A 22,769-nucleotide genomic window follows, 5' to 3' on the forward strand; every position below is an offset into this window, starting at 1 on the left:
CCCTCGTGCCGTCCGGCACCGTGTCCCGGTCGACGTGTCCCGCGGCGGACGCCGGCGACCTCCTGCTGCCGACGTCCCCGCACCTTCGTTCCAGAAGAGGAAGAGCATGGCGAACGTGGCTCAGAGCAGCCGCTGGTTGAGGAAGTTCCACGCGGCGCCCGAGCAGGCGCCACAGCTGGTGTGCTTCCCGTACGCGGGCGGCTCCGCCGGGTGGTTCAGCAAGCTGAGCGCGGAACTCGCCGGCGACGTCCAGGTGTCCTCGGTGCAGTACCCAGGCCGTCTGGACCGTCTCCGCGACCGGCCGGTGGACGACCTGTCCGAGTTGGCGGACCAGGTGTTCGCCGCACTGGACGACAGCCGGCCGCTGGCGCTCCTCGGTCACAGCATGGGAGCGGTGGTGGCGTTCGAGGTGGCGCGCAGGCTGCAGGCGGCCTCCGTGCCCGTCTCGCACCTGTTCGCGTCCGGCCGGGTGGCACCGCACCTGCGACGCGACGGGGGCGTGCACCTCATGTCCGACGACGACGTGATCGCCGTGGTCGAGTCGCTGGGCGGTGTCGAACCGGGTGTGCTCCGCGACGTCGAACTCCGCGCGATGGTGCTGCCTGTCGTGCGCAACGACTACCGGGCGATCGAGACCTACCGTCATCACCCGGCCGCCCCGCTCACCGCACCGATCACCGCCCTGGTCGGGGTGAACGATCCGCTCGTGTCCGCTTCGGACGCGAGCGAGTGGTCGCAGCACACCAGCGGGCCCTTTTCGCTCGTGGAGCTGCCCGGTGGCCACTTCTTCCCCGTGAGCCAGTGGAAGGCGGTCGCCGACCTCGTGCGGCGCGGGCTCGCCGAGTGACCACTCGGTGGACATGAACCGGATCAGATCGAACGCCCCACCTCGGAACGGCAAGATCGTCGCGGCGGAGTCGTCCACGGGCATCCTCACACCACTCGACCTGCGTGGACGTGGTTTCGGCACGCACAGGCACGACCGTGCGGGACGGTGGCGTCGTCGGCGCGTGCGCTGAACGCGCGGGGTGTGGACGGTCCGCCTAAACGGTCGCCAGCGCCCGCCGTTGGAACACCACCATCGCGACGCCCAGCACCACCACCGCCATGCCCGCCAGCACACCGGTCTCGACCAGGACCGACCCCAGCCCCGCCGACGGACGCGACAGCGTCAGCAACGCGTCCATCGCCCACGAGTGCGGGAACAGGTAACCGATCGTGCCCAGCGTCTCGCCGGCTACCTCGCGCGGCCACAGGCAGCCGCCCAGCATGCCCAGCACGATGCCGACCGGCGGGCCGATGGCGGGAGCCTGCTGCGGTGAGCGCACCAGGGCGCCAACCAGCATCGCGGCGCCCGTGGCGATCAGGCAGAACAGCGCGACGACCACGCCCACGCCCAGCGGGTCGCCCCACCGCACGTCGAACAGGAGCCGGCTCACCACGATGATCAGCAGCGACTGCGCGAGCGCCACCGCGAACCGGCTCAACGCCTCGCCCAGCAGCACCTGGCTGCGCCGCACGGGTGCGGCCAGGGAGCGGCGGACCATGCCGATGCGGCGGCTCTCGACCAGCGCGGCGGCGACGGCCATCGAGTTGACGAACGTGAACAGCAGCAGGTTCGCGGGCGCGGTGTAGGCGAAGCCGGTCGGCCTGGAGGGCTCGTCGCCTCCGGTCGAGGCGACGGTGACGGCCACCGACTCCTCCTTCGCCTTGCGGACGTACTGCTCGGCCTGCTCCGGTGACGCGCCCGCCGCCCGCGCCGCGCGGGTGGCCTCCAGCACCGCCGCCACCCTGCCGACCGCCACGTCGATCTCGCTGCGCGCGGCCATGCCGCTGCCGCTGGTCTGGGTCATGACCAGTTCGAGGTCGGTGTCGCCCGGTGTGACGACCAACCCCGCGGCCAGTTCGCCCCGGCGGACGTCGTCGCGGACCTCCTGCGCGGACTCCGCGCGCCGCACCTGCAGCGCCTTGTCGGATTCCAGTTCGGCGACCACTGCCGCCGACACCGGGTCGGAGGTGTCGGCGACGACGGCCACCGGCAGCTTCGCGTCGGCCGCGTCGCCGCCCAGGGCCATGCCGACGAACAGGATCGTCACGAAGGGCATGACGACGATGAAGAACATGCCGACCTTGTCGCGCAGCTGGCGCTGCAGGTTGGCCAGCACCAGTGCGGTGAGCGGGCGGGGCCTCATGCGAACCTGCCTTTGCGGAAGCCGAGCAGCGCCACCGTTCCGGCGACGAGGCCGATGCCGGTGACCACGGCGATCGGCACGAGGACGGCGGACGGGCCGGCGCCGGTGCCCGCCAGCTCGGACAGGCCCGCCGACACCCACCCGTTGGGGGTGATCAGCGAGACGCCGCGCAGCCACTCGGGCAGGTTGTAGGCGGGCACGATGCTGCCGCCCAGGAACGCGAACACGAACGCCACGCCGAGCGTGTAGCCGTCGGCCTGCGCGTCGGTCTTCGCGCGGCTGGCCACCAGCATGACGATCGCGGTCGCCGCGAACACGTGCGCCAGCAGCAGCGGGAACACGCCGAGCGGGTCGCCCCAGCTCGCGCCGAAGATCAGCACGGACGACAGCCAGGTCGCGCACATGCTGAGCAGCGCCAGCCCGAACCCGACCGCGCTCTTGCCCACCAGCGCCGTCCACAGGGGGATCGGCGCGGCGCGCATCCGGTCGAGCGTGCCGTTCTGCCGCTCGGTGAGCAGGCTGCGGGCCGTGGTGCCGACGACGAAGAACGCGAACATCACCGCCATGCCCGCGCCGTAGTGCACGGCGAGGTCCACCTTTCCGCCCGAGACCGGGTCGCCGACCAGCGACAGCGCGGGCCCGGCCGCGCCGTTCTCCTCGACGAACAGCTGCACGCGGTCGGCCGGTACGCCCGCCTCCAGCGAGGCGCGCACGGCCAGCGTCCTGGCCTGGACCAGGGCCGAGATCCGGTCCACCATGCTGCGCGCCACCACACCCGCCAGCGGCGACTCCGGCGACTCCAGGACGGACACCTGCCCGCCGCGGCCCGCGCCGACGCCCTCGCTGAACCCGGCGGGGAACACCAGGGCCGCACCCGACTCGCCGCCGTCGACCGCGCTGCGCGCCGCGGCCTCGTCCGGGTACTGGCGGAAGGTCAGCACGCCCTTCAGCTCGTCGGTGTTCAGCGCTTCGCGCTGCACGCTGGCCGGGAACTCGCCGCCGTCGAGGTCGACCACGCCGATGGTCGCCTTCAGCGGCGGGTCGTCGTCACCGCCGAGCGCCAGCCCGAACAGGGTCGCGAGCAGGATCGGCGCGACGAGCGCGATCAGCGGCGCGGTGCCGTCCCGCAGCCGCGACCGCAGCTCGTGGCCGCCCACGACCAGCAGAGCGCGCAGAGTGCTCTTCCCCAAGGTTCTTCGCCCAATCCCTAAGCTTCGGTCCGCGTCAGTCGCGCAGGGTGCTGCCGGTGAGGTGCAGGAACGCGGCCTCCAGGTCGGGTTCGACGACCTCGACGCCGGTCACCGCACCCGCGTCGCCGATAGCGGCCAGCAGTGCGGGCAACAGGTGCCGCCCGCCCGCGACGAGCAACCGGATCGACGACGACCCGGTGACCACCGACTCGGACACGCCCTCCACGGCGCGCAGCTTCTCGGCCGCCGCGGTGACGTCGCCGTCCAGCGTCAGCTCCACCCGGTCCGTGCCGCCCAGTTCGGCGACCAGCTCGCGCTTGGTCCCGTCGGCGACCACGCGGCCCCGGTCGATGATCCCGACCCGCGTGCACACCCGCTCCACCTCCTCCATGTAGTGGGAGGTGTAGAGCAGGCTCATGCCCTCGCCGACGAGGGCTTCGACCCGGTCCAGGATCGCGACGCGGCTCTGCGGGTCCACGCCGACCGTCGGCTCGTCGAGGATGAGCAGGCGCGGCCGGTGCAGCAGGGCCACGGCGATGTTGGTGCGCCGCTTCATGCCGCCGGAGTACGTGCCCACCTTGTCGTCGCCGCGGTCGGTCAGGCCGACCAGGTCGAGCACCTCGCCGATGCGCGAGGTCAGCTCACGCCGCGGCAGGCCGTAGAGCCTGCCGAAGTAGCGCAGGTTCTCCCGGGCGGTCAGCTCCGGGTACAGCGCGATCTCCTGCGGGACGTACCCGATGAGCCGCTTGGCCGCCACCGGGTCCTCACCGACGTCGATGCCGCCGACCCGGACCGTTCCCTCGTCCGGGCGCAGCAGGCCGACGAGCATGGAGATGGTCGTGGTCTTGCCGGCCCCGTTGGGGCCGAGCAACCCGTACGCCTCTCCCTCGTCGATGTGGAAGCCGACCCGGTCCACCACAGTCTTGTCGCCGTAGCGTTTGACCAGGCGCTCGCACACCAGCGCAGGCGTCATGTCGTCCTCTCGATCAAGATCCGTACCCGTCGATCCGCTCCGGCTGGGAGGCGCCCACCACGTTGTTGCGGAAGCGCTGGTTGCCCGGGTCGGTGCCGATCTGCACGTCGAACGGGCTGTTGCCGGTGATGGTGTTCCACTCGAAGGAGTTGTCGGCCGAGTCGGAGCCGCCCCAGTCCGCCGACGAGGCCAGCACCAGCGCGGCGCCCATGACCGACGGACCGGTGGGTTCGTTGCCGTGCAACCGGTTGCCGACGACCGAGACGCGCTGGACGCCGACGGCGGCGATGCCGACGCCGGAGATCGGCGGCCCGGCGAAACCCAGCACGCCGGGCTCGTCGCCACCGGAGGCCAGGGTGTTGCCGGTGATGTCGTTGTCCGCGACGAGCACGTCGGCGACGCCGCCGGGCAGTTCACCCTCGTAGGTCTGGTGCAGCAGCAGGACGCCCGCCGCGTTGCCGTGGCAGTGGTTGCGCTGCACCCGTGCGCGGCTGGAGTTGTCCACGAACACGCCGAAGGCGTTGGCGGTGCTCTCGCTGTCGGCGATCAGCGCGTCGGCGGCCGGGCAGAACGCCAGCGCGATGCCGCCGTACTGGCTGCCTTCCGCACGGCACCGCAGGACCTCCACGCCCGCCGACTCGCGCACGTACAGGCCCCACACCGCGTTGTCGACCGACTCGACGTCGACGAGTTTCAGCTCGGTGGCGGTGTGCGCGTAGACGCCCGCCCCGGAGAAGCCGCGCACGGTCAGACCCTCGACGGTCACCCCGGACACGTCGTGCACGGTGATGCCGCTGACCACGTCCGCGGGCGCGTCGTGCAGGGCAGGCACAGCGCTGGGCGCGACGGTGCCGGGCACGATCACCGTGCGGCCCGCTCCCGCGCCGACGAGTGCGACGTCCGGGCGGCCGATCACCAGGCTGCCCTCGTACGTCCCCTCGGCCAGGCGCAGCACCGTGCCCGGTGCGCAGTTCTCGAGCGCTTCCTGAACGGAATCCCCTGGTCGAATGCGAACTTCGGTCCTGACCTCGGTCACGGACATCGCAACGCTCCTCTCGGCGTGATGATCAGTATGGCAACAGCGACGATCAGGTCTCCGCGAACGCCCCAGCGGGCCATGCCCACGACGGCCTCGCCGTCGGCGGGGGCCGCGGACCGTCCGGTGAGCCGTGCCAGGGCGGCCGCACCGCTGGCACCGAGCACGGTGTAGGCGCACCGCTCGGTCATCGCGACCCTGGTGGCCGCCTCGACCTCGGGCACGGCGGCGGCCAGCAGCGGGTCCGCCCACTCCGCACCGGGCAGCGGCACCTCGCCACACGCCTCGAAGTCGTGCCAGGAGAACCCGCGCGGCCGGCCGCCGACCGCCTTCACGAGGCACTCCTTCACCGCGACCGTGGCCGCGGTGGCGAGACCGGGGTCGGCGTGCAGGTCCCGCTCGCCGGGGGAGACGACGTGCCGGGTGTAGGCGGGCCCGCTGTAGGACATGGCGCGGGTGACCCTGGCGACGTCGACCACGTCCACGCCGAACAGCATCGGCGGCGCGGTCACCCGGTGACCCTGCCGAGGAACCGCAGCAGCTCGGCGGTGTAGACCTCGCCGCGCTCGATCATCGGGATGTGCCCGCAGTCCTCCACGGTGACGAACTCGGTGTTCGCGTGCTGCGGCACCAGGTCGAGCCACGGCTCGATCGGCGTCATGCGGTCGTGGCGGCCCCAGACGTACAACGACGGGCACGTGACCTTGTCCATCGCCGGGGCGACCTGGAACGTCCGGGTGGCGCGGATGCTGCGGGCCATCGCGACCATCGCCGAGCCCTGGCGCAGCAGCTGCGCGGTCGACTCCACCTGCTCGTCGGTGAACAGCGGCTCGCCGTGGAAGAGGGCGGCCAGCATGCGGTCGCGGAACTGCTCGCCCTGCAGCCGCACGTCGCCGCGCCGGTCCATGTTCAGGCCCACGTCGGGGTCGGCGCTCAGGCCGGGTGCGCCGCTGACGGCGATGGCCCTCACCCGGTCCGGGAAGCGGCCCGCGAGGTCGATGGCGACCAGTCCTCCCAGGGAGTTCGCGCAGACCACGACCTCCTCCGCGCCGGCCGCGTCCACGGCGTCCATCAGGGCGTCGCCGAGTCGTTCGATGGACCCCGCGATCTTCGCGTCCACCCCGCAGATGGGTTCCTCGGTGCGCAGCACCGGCCACCCGGCGTCGGCGAGGGCGGCGAACGGGTGGTCCCAGATCCAGCCGCCCGCGAAGAGGGCGGACATGAAGGCCACGAGCGGTCGCCCGCCCGCCGCGGGCCGGTGGTCGGCGGTGAAGACCGTCATCGGGCAGCTCCTGGCGTCATCAGAACAGGGGGTCGGGGGTCGGGGTGGTGCCGCACGCGCAGGTCCTGCCCGCCGCCGCGTCGACCATCTCGTCGCACTCGGGGCAGCGCAGGTGCAGGGTCTCCCGCTCCAGCGTCCACACGCTGGTGTACGCCCCGGTGCACAGGCCGCCGCGGAAGAACTTCCGCAGGGACCGCTGGTGCGGCCGGGCGTGCACGGCGCGGATCGACTCCGGGCGGTCGAAGGCGCTGACCGTGTACTTGCGGGTGCCGATCTCGAACGTGCTCACGCCGAGGAAACCCTTCGAGGCGCGCAACGACTTGACCACCTCGGTGCTGAGCAGGTCGACCTCCGCGCCCTCGACGTCGTCGCGGAAGTCCAGGTAGGTGAACGTGAGCGCGCGCGGGTAGTCGGTCCTGCCCGCCGTGGTGCGCGCGCTGATGCCGTACTCCTGCACCTCGTCCTGGCTGAGCAGGAAGCGAGCGGTGTGGCCGAGCGACGAGGCCAGGGCGACCCGGTCGAAGTGGCGGCGCACGCGCACCTCGCCGTCCACGACGGTCAGCACGTCCACGCCGTCGGCCCTCGCCGTGCCGCCCGTGCCCGGTATCCCGAGGTAGGGGGCGCGGTGCGTACCGGTCATGGTCCAGGTGAGCACGGCGGTGCCGCCCGCGTCGGCGGTGGGCGCGAAGTCGAGCTCCAGGTCCGGGAACCGCGTCAGCACGGCCTCGACGTGCGCGACGAGGTCCGCGCCCGCCACCGGTTCCGGTGTGTCCGGGTCGGCGAACTCCGCCACCGCGTCCGCGATGGCGGCGGCGTCGCGCTCGTGCCAGGCCGCGGCCCACCGCGCGGCGGTCTCGATCAGGTCCATGCGGTCATCGCTTCCAGCTCGTGGTCCTCGGCCAGCCGGGCCGCGGTCAGCGCCACCGCGAACGCGAGGTCGGCGGTGTGGCTGACGGAGACGCGGATGCGGGTGTCCTCCGCCTCCCGGCCGTCCAGCGCGCCGATCAGGCGCACACCCGGCGGGTGGCCGTGCAGGCAGGCCGCCGTGCGGCTGCAGAGAGGCGCCGGTAGGGGGAGCACCTCCACCGCACCCAGGTGCTCCGCGGTCGCGGGTTCGTCGAGCAGGCGCAGCACGGCGTACTTGGCCGCGAGCCTGCCCGCCCAGTGCTGCAGGGTGCGGCCCGCGCCGGACCGCAGCCGTTCCGCGCGGGTGAACACGACCTCCAGAGGCATCGGCTCGACCAGCTGCCCCGGTGCGGTCAGCCCGCCGAAGGCGACCGCGGCGCTGCCCCACCTGGTCATGCCGCGGGCTCCGGGCGGCGCAGCCTGCGCACCGCGGCCGGGTCGGCCATGCTGACGCAGCTCGAGCCGACGCCGCGCAGCAGTCCGGCGAGCACCTTGCTGTCCCCGACCTCGACCAGGGTTTCGGCCTCGGCGAGCGCGCGCATCGTCGCCGTCCACCGCACCCGTTCCGTGAGCTGGGTGATCAGCGCGTCCACGATGGTCGGCAGGTCCGTGGTGGGTTCGCCGGTCGCGTTCGGGATCACCGGGACGCGCGGCGAGTGCATCGGTGTGGCGCGCACGGCCTCGGCCCAGGCGTCCAGCGCTCCCGCCATCAGCGGTGAGTGGAACGCATTGCTCACCTTGAGCGGCACCACCTTGCGGGCGCCCGCCGCTCCGGCCAGCTCGACGAGCCGGTCGACGGCGGCGGTCGCGCCGGAGACCACGGTGTGGTCCGGCGCGTTCTCCAGACCGACGACCAGCGGCTCACCCGGACCGGCGGCCTCGGCGGCCAGTTCCTCCACCCGCTGCGGCGTCAACCCCAGCACGGCCGTCATGCCACCGGTGTCCGGCAGGTCGGCCATCAGCCGGGCGCGGACGGCGACCAGGCGCAGCGCGGTGTCGGCGTCCAGCACGCCCGCCGCGCACAGCGCGCTGATCTCACCCACGCTGTGCCCGGCGACGACGTCCGGTTCCACCCCGCGTTCCCGCAGGACCGCGAGCGCGGCGAGGTTGCACGCCGTCACGGCGGGCTGCGCGTGCAGGGTGTCGACGAGCCTGTCCAGCGGCCCGCGGGCGCACAGCTCCGACACCGGTTCGGGCAGCAGCGCGTCGGCGCGCGCGACCACCGCCGCGCCCACCGGGTCACGGCGCAACCAGCCACCCATGCCGATCCGGACCGTTCCCTGACCGGGGAACACGAAGCCGATCACCTGCGAACCTCCCGTCCTGTGCGCTGTCCTTGCCGACGAGCCGGGCACCGGTCAGAGCCGGCGCCGCCGGGTGGGCACCGCCGCGGCCTTCTCGGTGCCCAGGAAACCCAGCAGCAGCTTGGTGACGATCTCCGGCTGGTCCAGCGGGATCCAGTGGCTCGCGTCCTCGACGCGCTCGTAGCGCCACGAGCCCTTCACGAACTTCACCGAGCCCGTCATGCCCTCTTCGAGCAGCGCCTTGTCTCCGGTGGACCAGATGCCGAGGGTGGGCGCGAGCACCGGCGGGAAATTGCCCTCCACGCGCAGTTCGGCCTCGGGGGAGCGGTTGGCGCGGTACCAGTTCAGCGCCGCGGTGAGCGCGCCCGGCTTGGCCAGCTCGCGCGGGTAGCGCTGGTGGTCGCCCTCACCGCCCATGATCTCCTTGAACAGCCGCCACCCGTTGCGCCGCAACAACTGTTCGCTCACGCCGGGGAACTGGTAGAAGAGCATGTACCAGCTGGCCTTGCGCTGCTCGATCGACGGCGTGCCGAACACGCCGGGGTGGCCGACCGACAGCACGGCGAGGTGGTCGACGCGGCGCGGCATCAGGAACGCGTACATCCACGCGATGGCGGCGCCCCAGTCGTGCCCGACGATGTGCGCCTTGGGGATGCCGAGGTGCTGCGTCAGCGCCACGACGTCGTTGACGATCGTGCGCATGTCGTACGCCTCGACCTCCTGCGGCTTGCCGGACTCGCCGAAGCCGCGCAGGTCGGGCGCGATGACCCGGAAGCCCGCCTCGACCAACGGGTCGATCTGGTGCCGCCACAGGTAGTGCGAGTCGGGGAAGCCGTGCAGCAGCACGACCGGGTCGCCCTCGCCCTTGTCGACATAGGCGATGTCGATGCCGTTGACGTGTGCCGACCCGGTCAGCAGGGTGTCCTTGACGCTCATGCCCTCTCCCTGAACAGCCTCTCGGCGAAGAACTCGCTGAACCCGAACTCCGGCACGTCCTCGGGCGGGACCATGTTGAGCAGGCCGGTCACCGACGCGGCGAAGTTGTCGGCCATCAGCTCGCGCGCCCGCCGCCTGCGTTCGGCCGCGACGGGCCCGAACTCGCAGTGCAGCTTGGCGATGATGCCCGCGCCGAAATGCAGCCGGTCCATCCGGAACTTCCGCTCGGCCAGGTACCCCTCGAACGCGGCGGGCGACCAGTCGTCGCCGCCGGTCAGCACTTCGCACACGGCGCGGGTGTCGCGCAGGCTGCACGACAGGCCGGTGCCGAGCACGGTGTCGGCGTTGCCCGCCTCGTCGCCGACGAGCACCACGCCGTCCAGGACGATCGGCTGCTCGGGGAACATCGCCACCGACGGCCACAGCTTGAGCGGGCCGATCGACTTGGCGGCGGCGTAGACGGCCTTGCCGCGGTCGGGCAGGGACGCCAGCTCGAAGTCGGCGATGAACCGCTTCTCGCCCTCCGGGCCCTGGTAGAGCTTCCGGTTGGCGGTGGGGAAGTTGATGTAGAGCCGGGCGTTGCCGTCGCCCTGCGGGAACACCATGAACATCTTCTCGTCCTCGGTGCCCATCGCCTGCACGTCCATCGGCCAGTCGTCGAGGCCGCTGACCCGCAGCCCGCCGCCCCAGTGGTGTACCGAGGTCGCCATGGACACGCCGACCTGGCGGCCGACCGTGCAGCCGCGGCCGGTGGCGCCGATGACGATGCGCGGCCTGGCCAGGTGTTCCTGCCCGGCGTGGGTCCAGCGGACCTGCGGGCTGGTGCCGGCGGTGACCTGGACCCGCTGCGCGCCCATGACCACTCTCGCGCCGCCGTCCTCGGCCTGCTCGGCCATCAGCGCGCAGACCTCGTGGTGCGGGAACGACATCGGGCCGCCGACACCCGGCACGAACCGCGTCATGTCCACGGTCTCCGCCTCGGCCGGGTCGACCGTCTCGTCCCACTGCGTCCACTCGCGGATCTCCCACGCGCCGCCGAGACCGAACGCCTCCTCGACGCCCAGCGTCTGCGCCTCGCGCAGGCCCCACGGCGCGATCCACTCGCCGCGCACGATGTCCTGGTAGGTCTCCTGCTTCTCCAGCAACACGACGGACAGGCCGTGCTGCACGAGGTTGGCCGCGGCGGACGCGCCCGCGATACCGCCGCCGACAACGACGACGTCGACTCCGGTGTGCTCGACGGTCATGCCTGCCACCTCTCCCAGGACGTGCGTTCCTTGGCCGGAACCCGCTTGGCGGGGCGGAAATCGGTGCCGATCGTGTAGGCGACCGGGACCAGGCAGACCTGGGTGACCCCGGCGGGGATGCCGAGCAGCTCACCCACCTGCCGCTCGAACGGCAGGTGCATGCACGTGATCGTGCTGCCGAGCCCGCGGCTGCGCAGGGCCAGCTGGAACGACCAGATCGCGGGGAAGATCGAGCCGTAGAAGTTGCTGGCGCGCATGGCCCCGATCCGCACGCCCTCCTGCCAGGTGCCGAGGTTGCGGGTGCCGGTCGCACCGAGCCACTCGGCGTCGATCGCGCCGATGTCCGGCGGCCGGCCGAGCACGCACGGGATGACCAGCGCGGGCACCCTGGCGATGGTCTCGGCCAGGGCGGCGGCGGAGTCGTTGTTCTTCCTGGCCTGCGGGGTGTTGCGACGGCGCCCGGAGCGCGTCCACACCTCCTTCTGGTGGAACTGCCAGGAGATGTCGAACAGCTCCGCCAGCCGGTCCTTCACCGCCTGCTCGGTGAGCACGACCCAGCGCCAGTTCTGCTGGTCGTTCGCGGTCGGTGCCTGGACGGCGACCTCCAGCGCCTCCTCGATCACCGCGCGGGGCACGGGCCGGTCGAGGTCGAGCCGGCGGCGCACCGACCGGGTGGTGGTGAGCAGCCGGTCGGTCTCGAGCACGTCGAAGGGCAGACCGGTCATACCGCACCCAGCAGGGTTCCTCCGCGCACCGAGCCGGGCGCGGCGCTGAGCACCAGGGCCTTGGCCGGCGTGGCCGGCAGCTCGGGCTTGGTGACGTAGGACTCGACCGTGCCGGCACGGGGGTCGTCCAGCCGGGTGATGGCCGGTGCGACGCCGTCGCGCAGGGCCAGCGCGGCCAGCGCCAGGTTCAGCGCGCCGGTGGCCGCGCCCGCATCGCCGGTCAGGCCCGCGGTGGCGGTGAGCCGCGCGGACGGGACGGCGCCCAGCACCGCGCTGGCCTCCGCCTCGTCGGTCGCGCCACCGGTGGCGGCACCGACCACCAAGTCCACGCCCTCCGTGGGCAGCGCGGCGATGGCGCGTTCCACGAGGGACCGCTCGTCACCCGCTCCCGCGCTCGCGTGGGCGCTGCTCAACACTCGCGCGTACGGCGTCGCGCCCCTGGCGGCGGCGTGCGCGGCGGACTCGACGACGAGTGCCACCGACGCGGACGCGGGCGCCTCGCCGGAGTTCCGGTCGTAGGGGTCCACCTGCGTGCCGTCGCCGGGCCTCGGTGCCTCGTCGGCGGCGACCACGATCACCACGTCCGCCTTGCCGGCCCGGATGGTCTCCACCGCGCAGTCCAGCGCGATGGACGCCGACGCGTTCCCGTTGCAGATCGTCGTGGTCGGGCCGCGCAGACCCAGGGTCTGGCACACCGCGCCGCCGGTGGCGTTGAGCACCACGTTGGAGAAGCTGAGCACGGCGGGCTTGTTCGGGTTGGCCAGCACGCTCTCGTCGAACCCGCCGGTGCTCTCCACCGAGCCCGCGGCGGTGGCGAAGATGACGCCCACGTTGTCCAGGGCGGCGCGGGGCAGCTTCAGCCCGGCGTCCTCCCAGGCCAGCCGGGAGGCGGCGATCGCCATGCGGGACAGGTTGTTCATGTGCCGCCACAGCGAGCGCGGAGCGAACGTGCGGCCCTCCAGCGACGGCTCCGTGCCGACCGCCGTGCGTCCGTTGGCGACCGCCTCGGCGACCTCGGCGATGCCGGTGCCGAGGCCGGTGACCGGTCCGAGACCGGTGAGGACGACCTCGGCGGCGGGCAGGTCGTCGTACTCCCGCAGACCACCGGGGCGGCGCAGCACGAGCGAGGCGTTGTTGCCGCCGAACGCGTAGTTGTTGGAGACCACGACGTCCATGGGCAGCGGACGCGCGGTGTTGGGCACGAAGTCCAAAGTGGACTCCGCGATCGCCTCGTCGGTGAACCCGATGGTGGGCGGCGCGGTCGCGGTGCGCAGGGCCAGCACGCTGGCCACCGCCTCGACCGCACCCGCCGCGCCCAGCGTGTGCCCGACGAAGCTCTTGATGCTGCTGGTCGGCACCTGGGGCGCGCGCTCGCCGAACACGGCGCGCATGACCTTCTTCTCCATGGAGTCGTTGGCGGGCGTGCCGGTGCCGTGCCCGTTGACGTAGTCCACGGCGTCGGGGTCCAGACCGGCGTCGGTCAGCGCCCGGCGCATGGCCGTGATGCCGCCGCGGCCGGTCGGGTCCGGCGCGGTGGCGTGGTAGGCGTCGGCGGACAGGCCGTAGCCCGCGACCTCGGCCAGCGGCTCCGCGCCCCTGGCCAGCGCGTGGTCCAGCGCCTCCACGACCAGGAACGCGGCGCCCTCGCCCAGGTTCAGGCCGTCCGAGCGGCTGTAGGGACCGCACGGGCGGTTGCTGAGGGCGTGCAGGCCCGCGAACCCCGCGTAGGTGCCGAACAGCAGCGGGTCGACGCCACCGGCGAGCACCACGTCCGCCTCGCCGGTGAGGACCTTGTCCTTGGCCAGGCCGACCGCGTTGCCGCCCGCCGCGCACGCGGTCGAGACCAGGATGCGCGGGCCGGTCATGCCGAGCTTGCCGGCGACGACGTCACCGGTGGCGTGCATGGGCTGGTAGCCGCCCGCCGCGGTCGGAGTGGCCTGGCACTTGCCGAGGACCAGCCCGAACCGGTCCCCGGGCAGGTCCGCGCCCAGCCCTGCCCAGGTGACCGCCTGCCGGGCGGCGACGAGGGCGAGCCGGGCCGTGCGGTCCAGCCCGGTGTCCTCGGCCGGCAGCTGCGCGTCGATCCATTCGTCGGGCACCTGGCCCGCGAACCTGGCCTCGAACGCGGCGAACCGTTCGTCCTCCACGGCGGTGATGCCGCCCGCGCCCGCGGTGAGCCGCGCCCAGAACTCCTCCGGGTCACGGCCCGCCGCGCAGATCACCCCGACTCCGGTGATGACCACTGGCCGCAGCGCCATGCTTGTTCCTCCTCGCGAACCCCGGGCGACGGCCCGGGGGACCAGATCAGATGATCGGGGTGCTCCAGCTCTTGGGCGTGACGTACGGGCTGGTCAGCGTGACGACCTCGGTGTCGCCGACGGTGATCCTGAGCCCGGCGGCGGCCAGGTCGGGCGGCAGCCGCAGCAGACCCAGGGCGGACTTCAGCCCGATGCTGTGCACGGCGTGGACGACCTCGCCGATCTTCTCCCCGCCCACGGTGACCGGCGTGCCCGGCGCGGGCACCTCGGTGCCACCGGAGAAGCCGACGGTGCGGCGCTCCGCGGTGCCCTCGAACGCGGCCACCACGGCGTCACGTCCGAGGAACTCGTCCTTGGTGATGTCCACGAGCCAACCCGCGCCCATCTCCAGCACGTCGACGCCCTCGCCGGCCTCGTGGCGCACGACCGGCTGCCGGACCTCCAGCATCGCCAGCTCCACGGCCTCCTGGCCGGCGGGCACGGCGTGCTCCAGGGCCTTGGTCCACAGCCGCTCGGCCGACTCGCGCGGCACCAGCACCTTGTACCCGTACTCGCCCGTCACACCGGTGCGGGCGAAGAGGATGTCCACGCCGTCCCACTGGCTGTCCACAACGGACTCGAACGGCAGCGCGGCCAGCTCGCCGTCGATCAGCCGGCCCACCACGCCCCACGCGTACGGGCCCTCCAGGCCGAAGAGCGCGTACTCCTCGGTGCGGTCGGTGATCTCCACGCCGTCCTCGGCGTGGGCGCGCAGGTGCTCGAGCAGCCGGGTGCCCGCGCCGGCGGAGGACTCCAGCAGCAGGCCGTCCTCCCGGCCCCACACCACGACCTGGTCCACGACGGTGCCGTCCTCGGCGAGCACCAGGCTCGTCATGCAGCGCTCGGCGGTCAGGTACTCCACGTCGCGCGCCAGCACCTTCTGCGCGAAGTCGACGGCGTCGCCACCGGAGAGCTCGATGATCCGCTCGCCGGACAGGTCGAGCAGGGCGGCCCGTTCCCGGATCGCCTCGTACTCGGCGTCGAGCGTGCTGAACCGGAGCGCGACCTCGGCGTCCAGGACGGTGCCGTACGCGGTGCCCTCGGGGTGCGCGGCCTTCACCGGCGACGTCAGGGATTCCATTGGCGTGTCAAACCTTTCCGGTAGGGCTGGTGGCTGCCGGGTCGGCGATGGTGATGGTGCCCTCGGCCGCGATCTGGCCGTCGACCCTGGCGCTCACCTTGAACTCGGTGAAGCCCCGGCCTCCCGCCGTGCGGTCGGCGGTGAGCAGGAGCTGGTCCCCTGGGACGACGGGGCGGCGGAACCGCATCGACCGCACGCCCGCCAGGTAGCCGATCGGTCCCGCGCCGGCGAGGGCGACCACCACGCCGGCCAGCTGGGCCATCGCCTCGACGACGATCACGCCCGGAAGCACGGCCGCGCTCGGGAAGTGCCCCTGGAACCACATCTCCGTGGCCGCGACGTTCTTGATCCCGACCGCGCCGGTGCCGGGGGAGACCTTCTCGACCCGGTCGAGGAGCAGGAAGGGCCACCGGTGCGGCAGGATCTCCCGGAGCTGGTCGTTGGTGAGCGACGTCCCCGTGCGAACGGGCTCCCGGGTCGCGGTCATGCCGACCCGGTCGGCGCCTGCTCGGCCAGGGCCGGGTTCACGTGGTCGGCCAGGCGCGACACGGAACCGAACACCGACATGTCGCTGTCGTAGAGGGCGACGCCGAACTCGGCCTCGATCGCCACGTACAGCTCGAGCACGTCGAGGCTGTCGAGTTCCAGGCCGCGGCCGAACAGCGGCTGGTCGTCGGTGATCCACGCGGGCTCGATCGGCAGGTCGAGCCGCGAGACGATCATCTTCTTGATCTGGGTGCACGTGTCGTGCCGGGCGGCCGCGGTGGCGCGCAGTTCGTCGAGGGTCACGCTTGTCCTTCCGTCCACTGTGTACTGCGGCTCGCTGGTTCTTCCCGGTGGGGATCAGCCGAGCCCGCCGCCGTTGGCGACGAACGTCTCGCTGGTGATGTAGGAGGCCTTGTCGGAGGCCAGGAACGTGACCAGGTTCGCGATCTCCTCCGGCCGGCCCATGCGGCCGAGCCGGATGCGCGAGGAGTAGCCGTCGCGCAGCTTCGCGGGGATGACCTTGGTCATGTCGGTCTCGACGAATCCCGGCGCCACCACGTTGACGCGCACGCCGTGGGGAGCGGCCTCGTAGGACAGCGCCTTGGTGAACGCGATGATCGCGCCCTTGGACGCGACGTAGTTCGTCTGGCCGGGGAAGCCGCCGTCCAGGCCGCTCGCGGAGCTGAGGGTCACGATCGCGCCGCGCCGCTGGTGCTGCATGATGCGCATCGCCTCGCGGCAGGCGAGGAACGTGCCGTGCAGGTTGATGTCCATCGTCTCGCGGAACAGGTCGCTGCTCATCGCGACCAGGTGCCGGTCCCGCGTCACGCCCGCGCTGGTGACCAGCACGTCGAGCCTGCCGTGCTCGGAGCGCACGGAGCGGAACAGCTCGCGCACCGCGTCCTCGTCGGTCACGTCGGCGCGCACCGCGCTCGCGCTGCCGCCGTTCTGCTCGACCTGCGCGACCAGTTCCTTGGCCTGCTCCTCCGAGCGGGAGTAGTTGACGACCACGTGCACGCCGTGGGCCGCCAGGTCGATCACGACAGCCCGCCCGATGCCGCGCGACCCGCCGGTGACCACGGCGACCGATCCTTCGGCGAACATGGTGCCTCCCCCGTTGTCCCAGGCTTGCCCGCTGGGCACGCCGTCGTTCGAGCGCAACGCTACTGAGCTGCGACTTCAGTGCTCTATCAGTTCGATATCCGCCTCCTTGACGTCCCCGCGGCGGTGTCGCAGGCTCCTGCTCATGGCTGACTTCGAGGTCGACGTCCTGATCGTGGGTGGTGGCCCGGTCGGCCTCGCCGCGTCGATCGAGTGTTCCCGCAACGGTTTGACGTCGCTGCTGGTGGAGCGACACGCCGGGACGTCGATCTTCCCCAAGGCGCGCCTGGTGTCCACCCGCACGATGGAACTGGTGCGGGCGTGGGGAGTGGCCGAGGAGGTCGAGCGCGTGGGCCTGCCGCGTGAGGACAGCCTGGCCGTCGGCGTCGGCTCGTCGTTGACGGGGACCGACTTCCACCGCGAGGTCGCCCCGGTCGCCGAGGACGCGCCGCACAGTCCCACGTACACCTACATCTGCGCGCAGGACAAGTTCGAGGTGGTGCTGCGCGGACTGGCCGAGAGCTCACCCGGTTCGGACGTCCGGTTCTCCACGACACTCACGTCCCTGGAACAGGACGAGTCCGGTGTGGACGGTGTGGTCGAGTCCGAGTCGGGACGCGCCACCGTTCGTGCCCGCTACGCCATCGCGGCCGACGGCGGGCGCAGCACCGTGCGCGACCGGCTCGGCATCGGCGTCGAGGGCCCGCCGCCGCTCGGGCACATGATCAGCATCATGTTCGACGCCGACCTGGTGCCGCTGCTGGCCGACCGGATGTGCGCCCTGTACTTCATCCGCAGCGCGATCCCGTGCGCGGTCGAGGCGGTGGACAACCAGCGGCGCTGGATCATCCAGACCGGTTACGATCCGGCGGAGGGCGGCAGCGAGGCCGACTTCACGCCCGAGTTCTGCGTGCAGGTGGTGCGCGAGGCCGTCGGCGTGCCGGACCTGGACGTCGAGCTGGTCGGCGTGATGCCGTGGCTGCAACAGGCGGTGACCGCGACGCGCTTCCGCGAGGGCCGGGTGTTCCTGGCAGGCGACTCGGCGCACGTGTCGACGCCGCAGGGCGGTTTCGGGATGAACTGCGGCATCCAGGACGCGCACAACCTGGTGTGGAAGCTGGCGGCGGTGCTGTCGGGCACGGCCGGCGAAGCACTGCTCGACACCTACGACGCCGAGCGCCACCCGATCGGCGAGCGCACCGTCGGCGAGAGCCTGGCGAACGCCTTCATCACGTTCCAGATGATGGAGGGCGCGCTGTCCATGAAGGAGGCCATCACGCAGCAGGCGGGCCGGCGCAGCTGCGAGGGCTTGGTCCTGGGCTTCCACTACGACTCCGACGCCGTCGTGCCGGACGGCACGGACGCACCGGCGGTCGAGGATCCCTACCGGACGTACGTCCCGACCGCGCGACCGGGCCACCGCGCACCGCACGTGCCCCTGACCCGGGGTGGGGAGAAACTGTCCACATTGGATCTGTTCGGTGCGGGGCTCGTCCTGCTCACCCCGGCGGGCAGCGGCTGGGCGCAGGCGGCGAAGGAGGTCGGCTCCCGGACCGGCGTGGCGATCGCCGCGGTCGAGGTGTCGGCCGACGGCTCGACCGCCGTGGTGTCGCCGGAGTGGGCCTCGGTTTACGGCGTGGGTGCGGGCGGCGCGGTGCTGGTGCGGCCGGACGGTCACGTGGCCTGGCGCAGCACGGCTGCCGCGTCGGCGGAAGCGCTGTCGGCGGCGGTGGACGCGGTTCTCGCGCGTGGTTGATGGGCCTGTTGCGGCACGCACATGTCGTGGCGGGCAACAGACCCGCGCGGCCCACCGTGGCGCGCACCGCCCGAACCGGCCGCCCGCCCCGAACCGGCCGCCCGCCCCGAACCGCCCGTCCGCCACGCACCATCCGCCACGCGCCGCCCGAACCGCCCGCCACGGCGCCGTCCGAACCTGCGGCACCGCTCAAGCAGGCACGCCGGCCAGCCGCCGGTCCTGCCGGTGCGGTGCCGCCCGCACGCCCGCCGCCGCGCGGCGCAGCGGCAGCGGGAAGCCGTCGGCCGAGCCGACGATCCTGTTCGCCTCACCGCGTTCCTCGGCCACCCAGTCGTGCCCGAGCAGCATGGTGAGCAGCTGCCACGACTCCTCGGCCGTCAGCGGTTCCAGGAACGCCCGGTGCGCGCCCTGGCGGGCGACCAGTTCGTCCATCGGGAGCCTGCTGGTGACGATGGCCCTGGTGTGCGTGCCGCTCGGCAGCAACGGTCGCACCTGGGCGTGGTCCACCGCACCGTCCAGCACCACCAGCACGCGCTTGTGCGACACCGTGCTGCGGTACAGCGCGACCTTCTCGCCCGGATCGTCCGGAATGGACGACGCGGTCACGCCGAGCGCCCGCAGGAACCGGTCCAGCACCACGGTGTGCGGGACCGGGCGGCCGAAGTCGTCCACCAGGTCGGCGTACAGCTGCCCGTTGGGGAACCGGTCCTGGCGTTGGTGCGCCCAGCGCAGCGCCAGCGCCGTCTTGCCCACCTCTGCCGGACCCGACAGCACGGCCACACCGGGCACGTCGGGGCCCGCCGCCAGGGCGGCGTCGAGCTCGGCCAGCTCCGCCGACCGGCCGGCGAACGGCAGGACCTGGCGCGGCAGCTGGGACGGCGCGGCCGCCTGCACCTCGACGCGGACCGGTGCGAGCAGCGCCGGCGCGTCGCGCAGCACCTGCTCGTGCAGTTCCCGCAGTTCCGGACCGGGTTCCAGGCCGATCTGGTCGACCAGCACCCGCCGGGCGTCCTGGTAGGTGCGCAGCGCGTCGGCCCGCCGGCCCGACCGGTACTGGGCCAGCATCAGCTGTGCCCGCGCCCGCTCGCGCAGCGGGTGTTCCGCCACCACCGCGGCCAGGTCCTTGCCGACCCGGTGGTGCAGCCCGAGCCGCAGCTCCAGCTCGGCGCACGCCTCCACCGCGTCGAGCCGTGCGGACTGCAGCGACACCGCTTCCGCACGCAGACCGGGCAGGTCCTCGAACGGCACACCGCGCCACAACCCCAGCGCCTCGCGGAACAGCGCCACGGCGCCCGCCACGTCACCGCTCGCCGCGCGCGACCGGGCCCGGCCGACGAGTCCGTTGAACCGCAACCAGTCCACGGTGTTCTCGTTCATCCGCGCCACGTAGCCGGGGCTCGCGGTGTCGATGGCCCGGCCCGACTCGCCGAGCGCCCGCCGCAGCCGCGACACGCAGATGGCGATCTGACCGCGTGCGCTGGCGGGCGGGTCGCCGTGCCACACCGCCTCGATGAGCCGGTCCACGCTGACCACGCGGCCGGCGTCGAACACCAGCCGCGCCAGCACCGCGCGCTCGCGGGGACCGCCCACCCGTTCCTCCACGCCGTCGCGGAGGAACCGGATGGGGCCCAGCACGCCGAACTCGGCCGGGGCGGCGGTCAACGCGACCGCGCCAGGTGCTTCTCGACCTCGTCGGCGGCGCGCGCCGCACCGCCCGCTTCCGCGACGGCCTTGCGCAGGAGGTCCGACCGGGCCGCGACCTCCGGGTCGCCGAGCACCGACGTGACCGCGTCGACCAGAGTCGCGGGCGTGAGGTCGGCGGGGGAGAGCACGGTGCCGAGGCCCAGCTCGCGGACCCGCCACCCGGTGGGCCGATCGAGCGCGGAGCCGGGCACGCACACCATCGGCGTGCCCGAGCGCAGTGCCTCCATCACGGTGCCCATGCCGGCGTGGGTGACGCACAGGGACGCGTGCTCCAGCACCGCCACGTGCGGAACGAAGTCGTGCACCTCGACGTTGGGCGGCAGGTCGCCGAGCGAAGCGCGGTCCACACCGCCGCCGGTGGTCATCACCGCGTGCCACGGCCTGCCGCGGAACGCTTCGACACACGTGCGGAAGAAGCCCTCGTCCTCGTTGAACACCGCGCCGAGCGACACCAGCACGACAGGCAGGTCGCCGGCGGGAGGCGTCCACGACCCGAGGAAGCTGCGGTCACCGACGCACGGCCCGACGAACGCGAACCGCTCGTCGAAGGTCTCACCCGCGTACTGGAACTCCCGTGGCACGGTGACCAGGCTCAGCGGCGGCACTTCGAACCACACCTCGTGCGGCGCCGCGGCCACCCCGTACCGGGCGCACAGCGCGCCGATGCGCCCCATCGTGGCGCCGACCCACTCCGGCATCTCCTTCGGCCGTTCCGCCGCCGGTCGCTCGGCGGCGTCGGAGTCGGGGTTGTACATGGCGTTGAGGAAGGAGAAGTGCTCGTTGGAGGCGAACACCGGGATGACCTGTGTGGCGGGAATGTCCCAGTGCCTGGCCAGCACGCGGGCCGCGTAGAGCACCGAGGTGTCGTAGACCAGGCAGTCCGGTCGGTCGCCGTCGAGCTCGGCCGTCGCGGTGGCGAGCATGGCCTCGCTCTCGTCGAGCAGCACGCCCATCAGGTAGCCGGGATCGTTCGCCACGCGGGTGAAATCGGCGTCGCGGTACCGGGACGGGTAGGTCACGACGGTGGCGCCGGCCTCGGAGGCGATCTCCGCCATGCTCGGCGCGGTCAGGTAGGTGACCCGGTGCCCGCGCGCAGCCAGTTCGGTGACCACCGCGAGGTTCGGGATGACGTGCCCGTGATCCGGGTGGCACATGAAAAGGAAATGCCGCGACATCGTGTCGTCCTCGCCCCGATTGTTGTGCTGGAATCCGGCGACCCTGCCGGGAGCGTGGTCACCGTAAATCGACCGGAAGCGGGCTGGACACCCCTATTCCCCCTGTTTCCGCGCCGCTCGACGACGAGTGACCGTTCGTTCCCGGCGGACCTCTTCGGCCACCCTGACCTGCAGATTAGGGGTTACCCCCTAGTCGGGGGCCGGACCTAGGCTGGCCGGGAAGCCGACCACAGTGAAAGGGCTGCCGATGGCCACGCTCGTCTGGGACTACTCGCGCGAATACGAATTGGAGCGCAAGGACATACTCGACGCGGTCGAGACCGTGTTCTCCTCCGGCCGACTCGTCCTGGGACCGAGCGTGTCGTCCTTCGAGGAGGAGTTCGCGGCCTACCACGGCGTCGCCCACTGCGTCGGCGTGGACAACGGCACGAACGCCATCCGCCTGGCACTGCAGGCGCTCGGCATCGGCCCCGGCGACGAGGTGGTCACGGTGTCCAACACCGCCGCGCCGACCGTGCTGGCGATCGACGCCGTCGGCGCCACACCGGTGTTCGTCGACGTCGACCCGGACACCTACCTGATGGACGTCGCCCAGGTCGCTTCGGTGATCACACCGCGCACCAAGGCTTTGCTGCCGGTGCACCTGTACGGCCAGTGCGTGGACATGGAACCGTTGCAGGAACTCGCCCGGCGACACGGCCTGCTGGTGCTGGAGGACTGCGCCCAGGCGCACGGCGCACGCCACCACGGCCGGGTGGCCGGATCGATGGGCGACGCCGCCGCGTTCTCGTTCTACCCCACCAAGGTGCTCGGCGCCTACGGCGACGGCGGCGCGACGATCACCAACAACCCGCAGGTGGACGCGAACCTGCGCCGCCACCGCTACTACGGCATGGAGAAGACCTACTACGTCGTGGAGACGCCCGGCCACAACTGCCGGCTCGACGAGGTGCAGGCGGAGATCCTGCGCCGCAAGCTCGTCCGCCTGGACGACTACGTCGCGGCGAGGCAGGCGGTGGCGGCGCGGTACGCGGAGGCGTTGGCGGACACCGATCTGGTGCTGCCCACGACCGCACCGGGCAACACGCACTCGTACTACGTCCACGTGGTGCGCCACCCGCGGCGCGACGACATCCTGGAACGCCTGAAGGCGCACGACATCCACCTGAACATCAGCTACCCGTGGCCGGTGCACACCATGACCGGGTTCGCGCACCTGGGCCACGCCGAGGGCAGCCTGCCGGTGACGGAGCGGGTGGCCCGCGAGATCTTCTCGCTGCCGATGTACCCGTCGCTGCCCCAGGAGACGCAGGAACAGGTGGTCGACGCGCTCAAGCAGGTGCTGGCGACGCTCTGACCGAGCCGGTGGCGGGCGGCG

At 72.5% G+C, this 22,769-nt stretch carries 22 protein-coding genes; 3 read left to right on the forward strand and 19 right to left on the reverse strand.

All coding sequences use genetic code 11. The features are described from left to right. The first annotated feature begins 106 nt into the window (after positions 1-106). Positions 107-847 (forward strand): thioesterase II family protein, encoded by a 741-nt coding sequence (locus BMY74_RS41030; protein WP_089926916.1) that lies wholly within the window; start codon positions 107-109, stop codon positions 845-847. Positions 848-1,043: 196 nt separating this feature from the next. Here BMY74_RS41030 and BMY74_RS41035 read toward each other — a convergent pair whose 3' ends face one another. Genes BMY74_RS41035 through fabG form a run of 17 tightly spaced genes read right to left on the reverse strand, consistent with a single transcriptional unit; the run spans position 1,044 to position 16,759 of the window. Then, a complete protein-coding gene (locus tag BMY74_RS41035; RefSeq protein ID WP_089926920.1) occupies positions 1,044-2,192 on the reverse strand; it encodes an ABC transporter permease in 1,149 nt (382 codons plus the stop codon). Beyond that, positions 2,189-3,382: an ABC transporter permease gene (locus BMY74_RS41040; RefSeq protein ID WP_245786677.1), complete on the reverse strand. Its 1,194-nt coding sequence runs from the start codon at positions 3,380-3,382 to the stop codon at positions 2,189-2,191. Before BMY74_RS41040 ends, BMY74_RS41035 begins: the two co-directional genes overlap by 4 nt. Before the next feature lie 34 nt (positions 3,383-3,416). Beyond that, positions 3,417-4,355: an ABC transporter ATP-binding protein gene (locus BMY74_RS41045; protein ID WP_089926923.1), complete on the reverse strand. Its 939-nt coding sequence runs from the start codon at positions 4,353-4,355 to the stop codon at positions 3,417-3,419. A 13-nt stretch (positions 4,356-4,368) separates the two neighbouring features. Further along, positions 4,369-5,397 (reverse strand): right-handed parallel beta-helix repeat-containing protein, encoded by a 1,029-nt coding sequence (locus BMY74_RS41050; protein WP_089926926.1) that lies wholly within the window; start codon positions 5,395-5,397, stop codon positions 4,369-4,371. Next, positions 5,388-5,903: a holo-ACP synthase gene (locus tag BMY74_RS41055; protein WP_245786678.1), complete on the reverse strand. Its 516-nt coding sequence runs from the start codon at positions 5,901-5,903 to the stop codon at positions 5,388-5,390. Before BMY74_RS41055 ends, BMY74_RS41050 begins: the two co-directional genes overlap by 10 nt. Then, the gene (locus BMY74_RS41060; protein WP_089926928.1) at positions 5,900-6,673 is read right to left on the reverse strand and encodes an alpha/beta fold hydrolase; all 774 of its coding nucleotides are present in this window, start codon (positions 6,671-6,673) and stop codon (positions 5,900-5,902) included. Before BMY74_RS41060 ends, BMY74_RS41055 begins: the two co-directional genes overlap by 4 nt. Before the next feature lie 19 nt (positions 6,674-6,692). Next, positions 6,693-7,541 carry an ester cyclase gene (locus BMY74_RS41065; protein WP_089926931.1) on the reverse strand — a complete coding sequence of 283 codons (849 nt, stop codon included), beginning with the start codon at positions 7,539-7,541 and terminating at the stop codon, positions 6,693-6,695. Beyond that, a complete protein-coding gene (locus tag BMY74_RS41070) occupies positions 7,532-7,975 on the reverse strand; it encodes a holo-ACP synthase (RefSeq protein WP_089926934.1) in 444 nt (147 codons plus the stop codon). The genes BMY74_RS41065 and BMY74_RS41070 overlap by 10 nt, the downstream gene beginning before the upstream one ends. After that, on the reverse strand, positions 7,972-8,886 hold the full coding sequence (locus BMY74_RS41075) for an ACP S-malonyltransferase (protein ID WP_089926937.1): 915 nt from the start codon (positions 8,884-8,886) through the stop codon (positions 7,972-7,974). The genes BMY74_RS41070 and BMY74_RS41075 overlap by 4 nt, the downstream gene beginning before the upstream one ends. Positions 8,887-8,937: 51 nt before the next feature. Next, positions 8,938-9,819, reverse strand: a complete 882-nt coding sequence (locus BMY74_RS41080; protein ID WP_089926939.1) for an alpha/beta fold hydrolase — start codon at positions 9,817-9,819, stop codon at positions 8,938-8,940. Next, complete coding sequence (locus BMY74_RS41085; protein ID WP_089926942.1) at positions 9,816-11,066, reverse strand: FAD-dependent oxidoreductase; 1,251 nt, start codon at positions 11,064-11,066, stop codon at positions 9,816-9,818. The genes BMY74_RS41080 and BMY74_RS41085 overlap by 4 nt, the downstream gene beginning before the upstream one ends. Then, positions 11,063-11,791, reverse strand: a complete 729-nt coding sequence (locus tag BMY74_RS41090; RefSeq protein ID WP_089926946.1) for a nitroreductase family protein — start codon at positions 11,789-11,791, stop codon at positions 11,063-11,065. Before BMY74_RS41090 ends, BMY74_RS41085 begins: the two co-directional genes overlap by 4 nt. Continuing rightward, positions 11,788-14,049 carry a beta-ketoacyl-[acyl-carrier-protein] synthase family protein gene (locus BMY74_RS41095; RefSeq protein WP_089926949.1) on the reverse strand — a complete coding sequence of 754 codons (2,262 nt, stop codon included), beginning with the start codon at positions 14,047-14,049 and terminating at the stop codon, positions 11,788-11,790. The genes BMY74_RS41090 and BMY74_RS41095 overlap by 4 nt, the downstream gene beginning before the upstream one ends. Before the next feature lie 46 nt (positions 14,050-14,095). Then, positions 14,096-15,169 carry an aminomethyl transferase family protein gene (locus BMY74_RS41100; protein ID WP_089926952.1) on the reverse strand — a complete coding sequence of 358 codons (1,074 nt, stop codon included), beginning with the start codon at positions 15,167-15,169 and terminating at the stop codon, positions 14,096-14,098. A 7-nt stretch (positions 15,170-15,176) separates the two neighbouring features. Continuing rightward, a complete protein-coding gene (gene fabZ, locus BMY74_RS41105; RefSeq protein ID WP_089926955.1) occupies positions 15,177-15,656 on the reverse strand; it encodes a 3-hydroxyacyl-ACP dehydratase FabZ in 480 nt (159 codons plus the stop codon). After that, positions 15,653-15,958, reverse strand: a complete 306-nt coding sequence (locus BMY74_RS41110) for an acyl carrier protein (protein WP_089926958.1) — start codon at positions 15,956-15,958, stop codon at positions 15,653-15,655. Before BMY74_RS41110 ends, fabZ begins: the two co-directional genes overlap by 4 nt. Positions 15,959-16,012: 54 nt before the next feature. Next, complete coding sequence (fabG, locus tag BMY74_RS41115; RefSeq protein ID WP_089927089.1) at positions 16,013-16,759, reverse strand: 3-oxoacyl-ACP reductase FabG; 747 nt, start codon at positions 16,757-16,759, stop codon at positions 16,013-16,015. A 142-nt stretch (positions 16,760-16,901) separates the two neighbouring features. Between fabG and BMY74_RS41120 the strand changes: the two genes are divergently transcribed. After that, entirely contained in the window at positions 16,902-18,512 is a 1,611-nt protein-coding gene (locus BMY74_RS41120; RefSeq protein WP_089926960.1) for an FAD-dependent monooxygenase, read from the forward strand. Positions 18,513-18,701: 189 nt separating this feature from the next. Here BMY74_RS41120 and BMY74_RS41125 read toward each other — a convergent pair whose 3' ends face one another. Continuing rightward, positions 18,702-20,174 carry an AfsR/SARP family transcriptional regulator gene (locus BMY74_RS41125; protein WP_089926963.1) on the reverse strand — a complete coding sequence of 491 codons (1,473 nt, stop codon included), beginning with the start codon at positions 20,172-20,174 and terminating at the stop codon, positions 18,702-18,704. Beyond that, on the reverse strand, positions 20,171-21,391 hold the full coding sequence (locus BMY74_RS41130; protein ID WP_089926966.1) for a macrolide family glycosyltransferase: 1,221 nt from the start codon (positions 21,389-21,391) through the stop codon (positions 20,171-20,173). The genes BMY74_RS41125 and BMY74_RS41130 overlap by 4 nt, the downstream gene beginning before the upstream one ends. Before the next feature lie 247 nt (positions 21,392-21,638). On the opposite strand from BMY74_RS41130, the gene BMY74_RS41135 reads away from it, so the two are divergent. Next, complete coding sequence (locus BMY74_RS41135) at positions 21,639-22,748, forward strand: DegT/DnrJ/EryC1/StrS family aminotransferase (protein WP_089926969.1); 1,110 nt, start codon at positions 21,639-21,641, stop codon at positions 22,746-22,748. The last annotated feature ends 21 nt before the right edge of the window (positions 22,749-22,769 follow it).

It is taken from the genome of Lentzea albida (assembly GCF_900111005.1).
GTDB lineage: Bacteria > Actinomycetota > Actinomycetes > Mycobacteriales > Pseudonocardiaceae > Lentzea > Lentzea albida.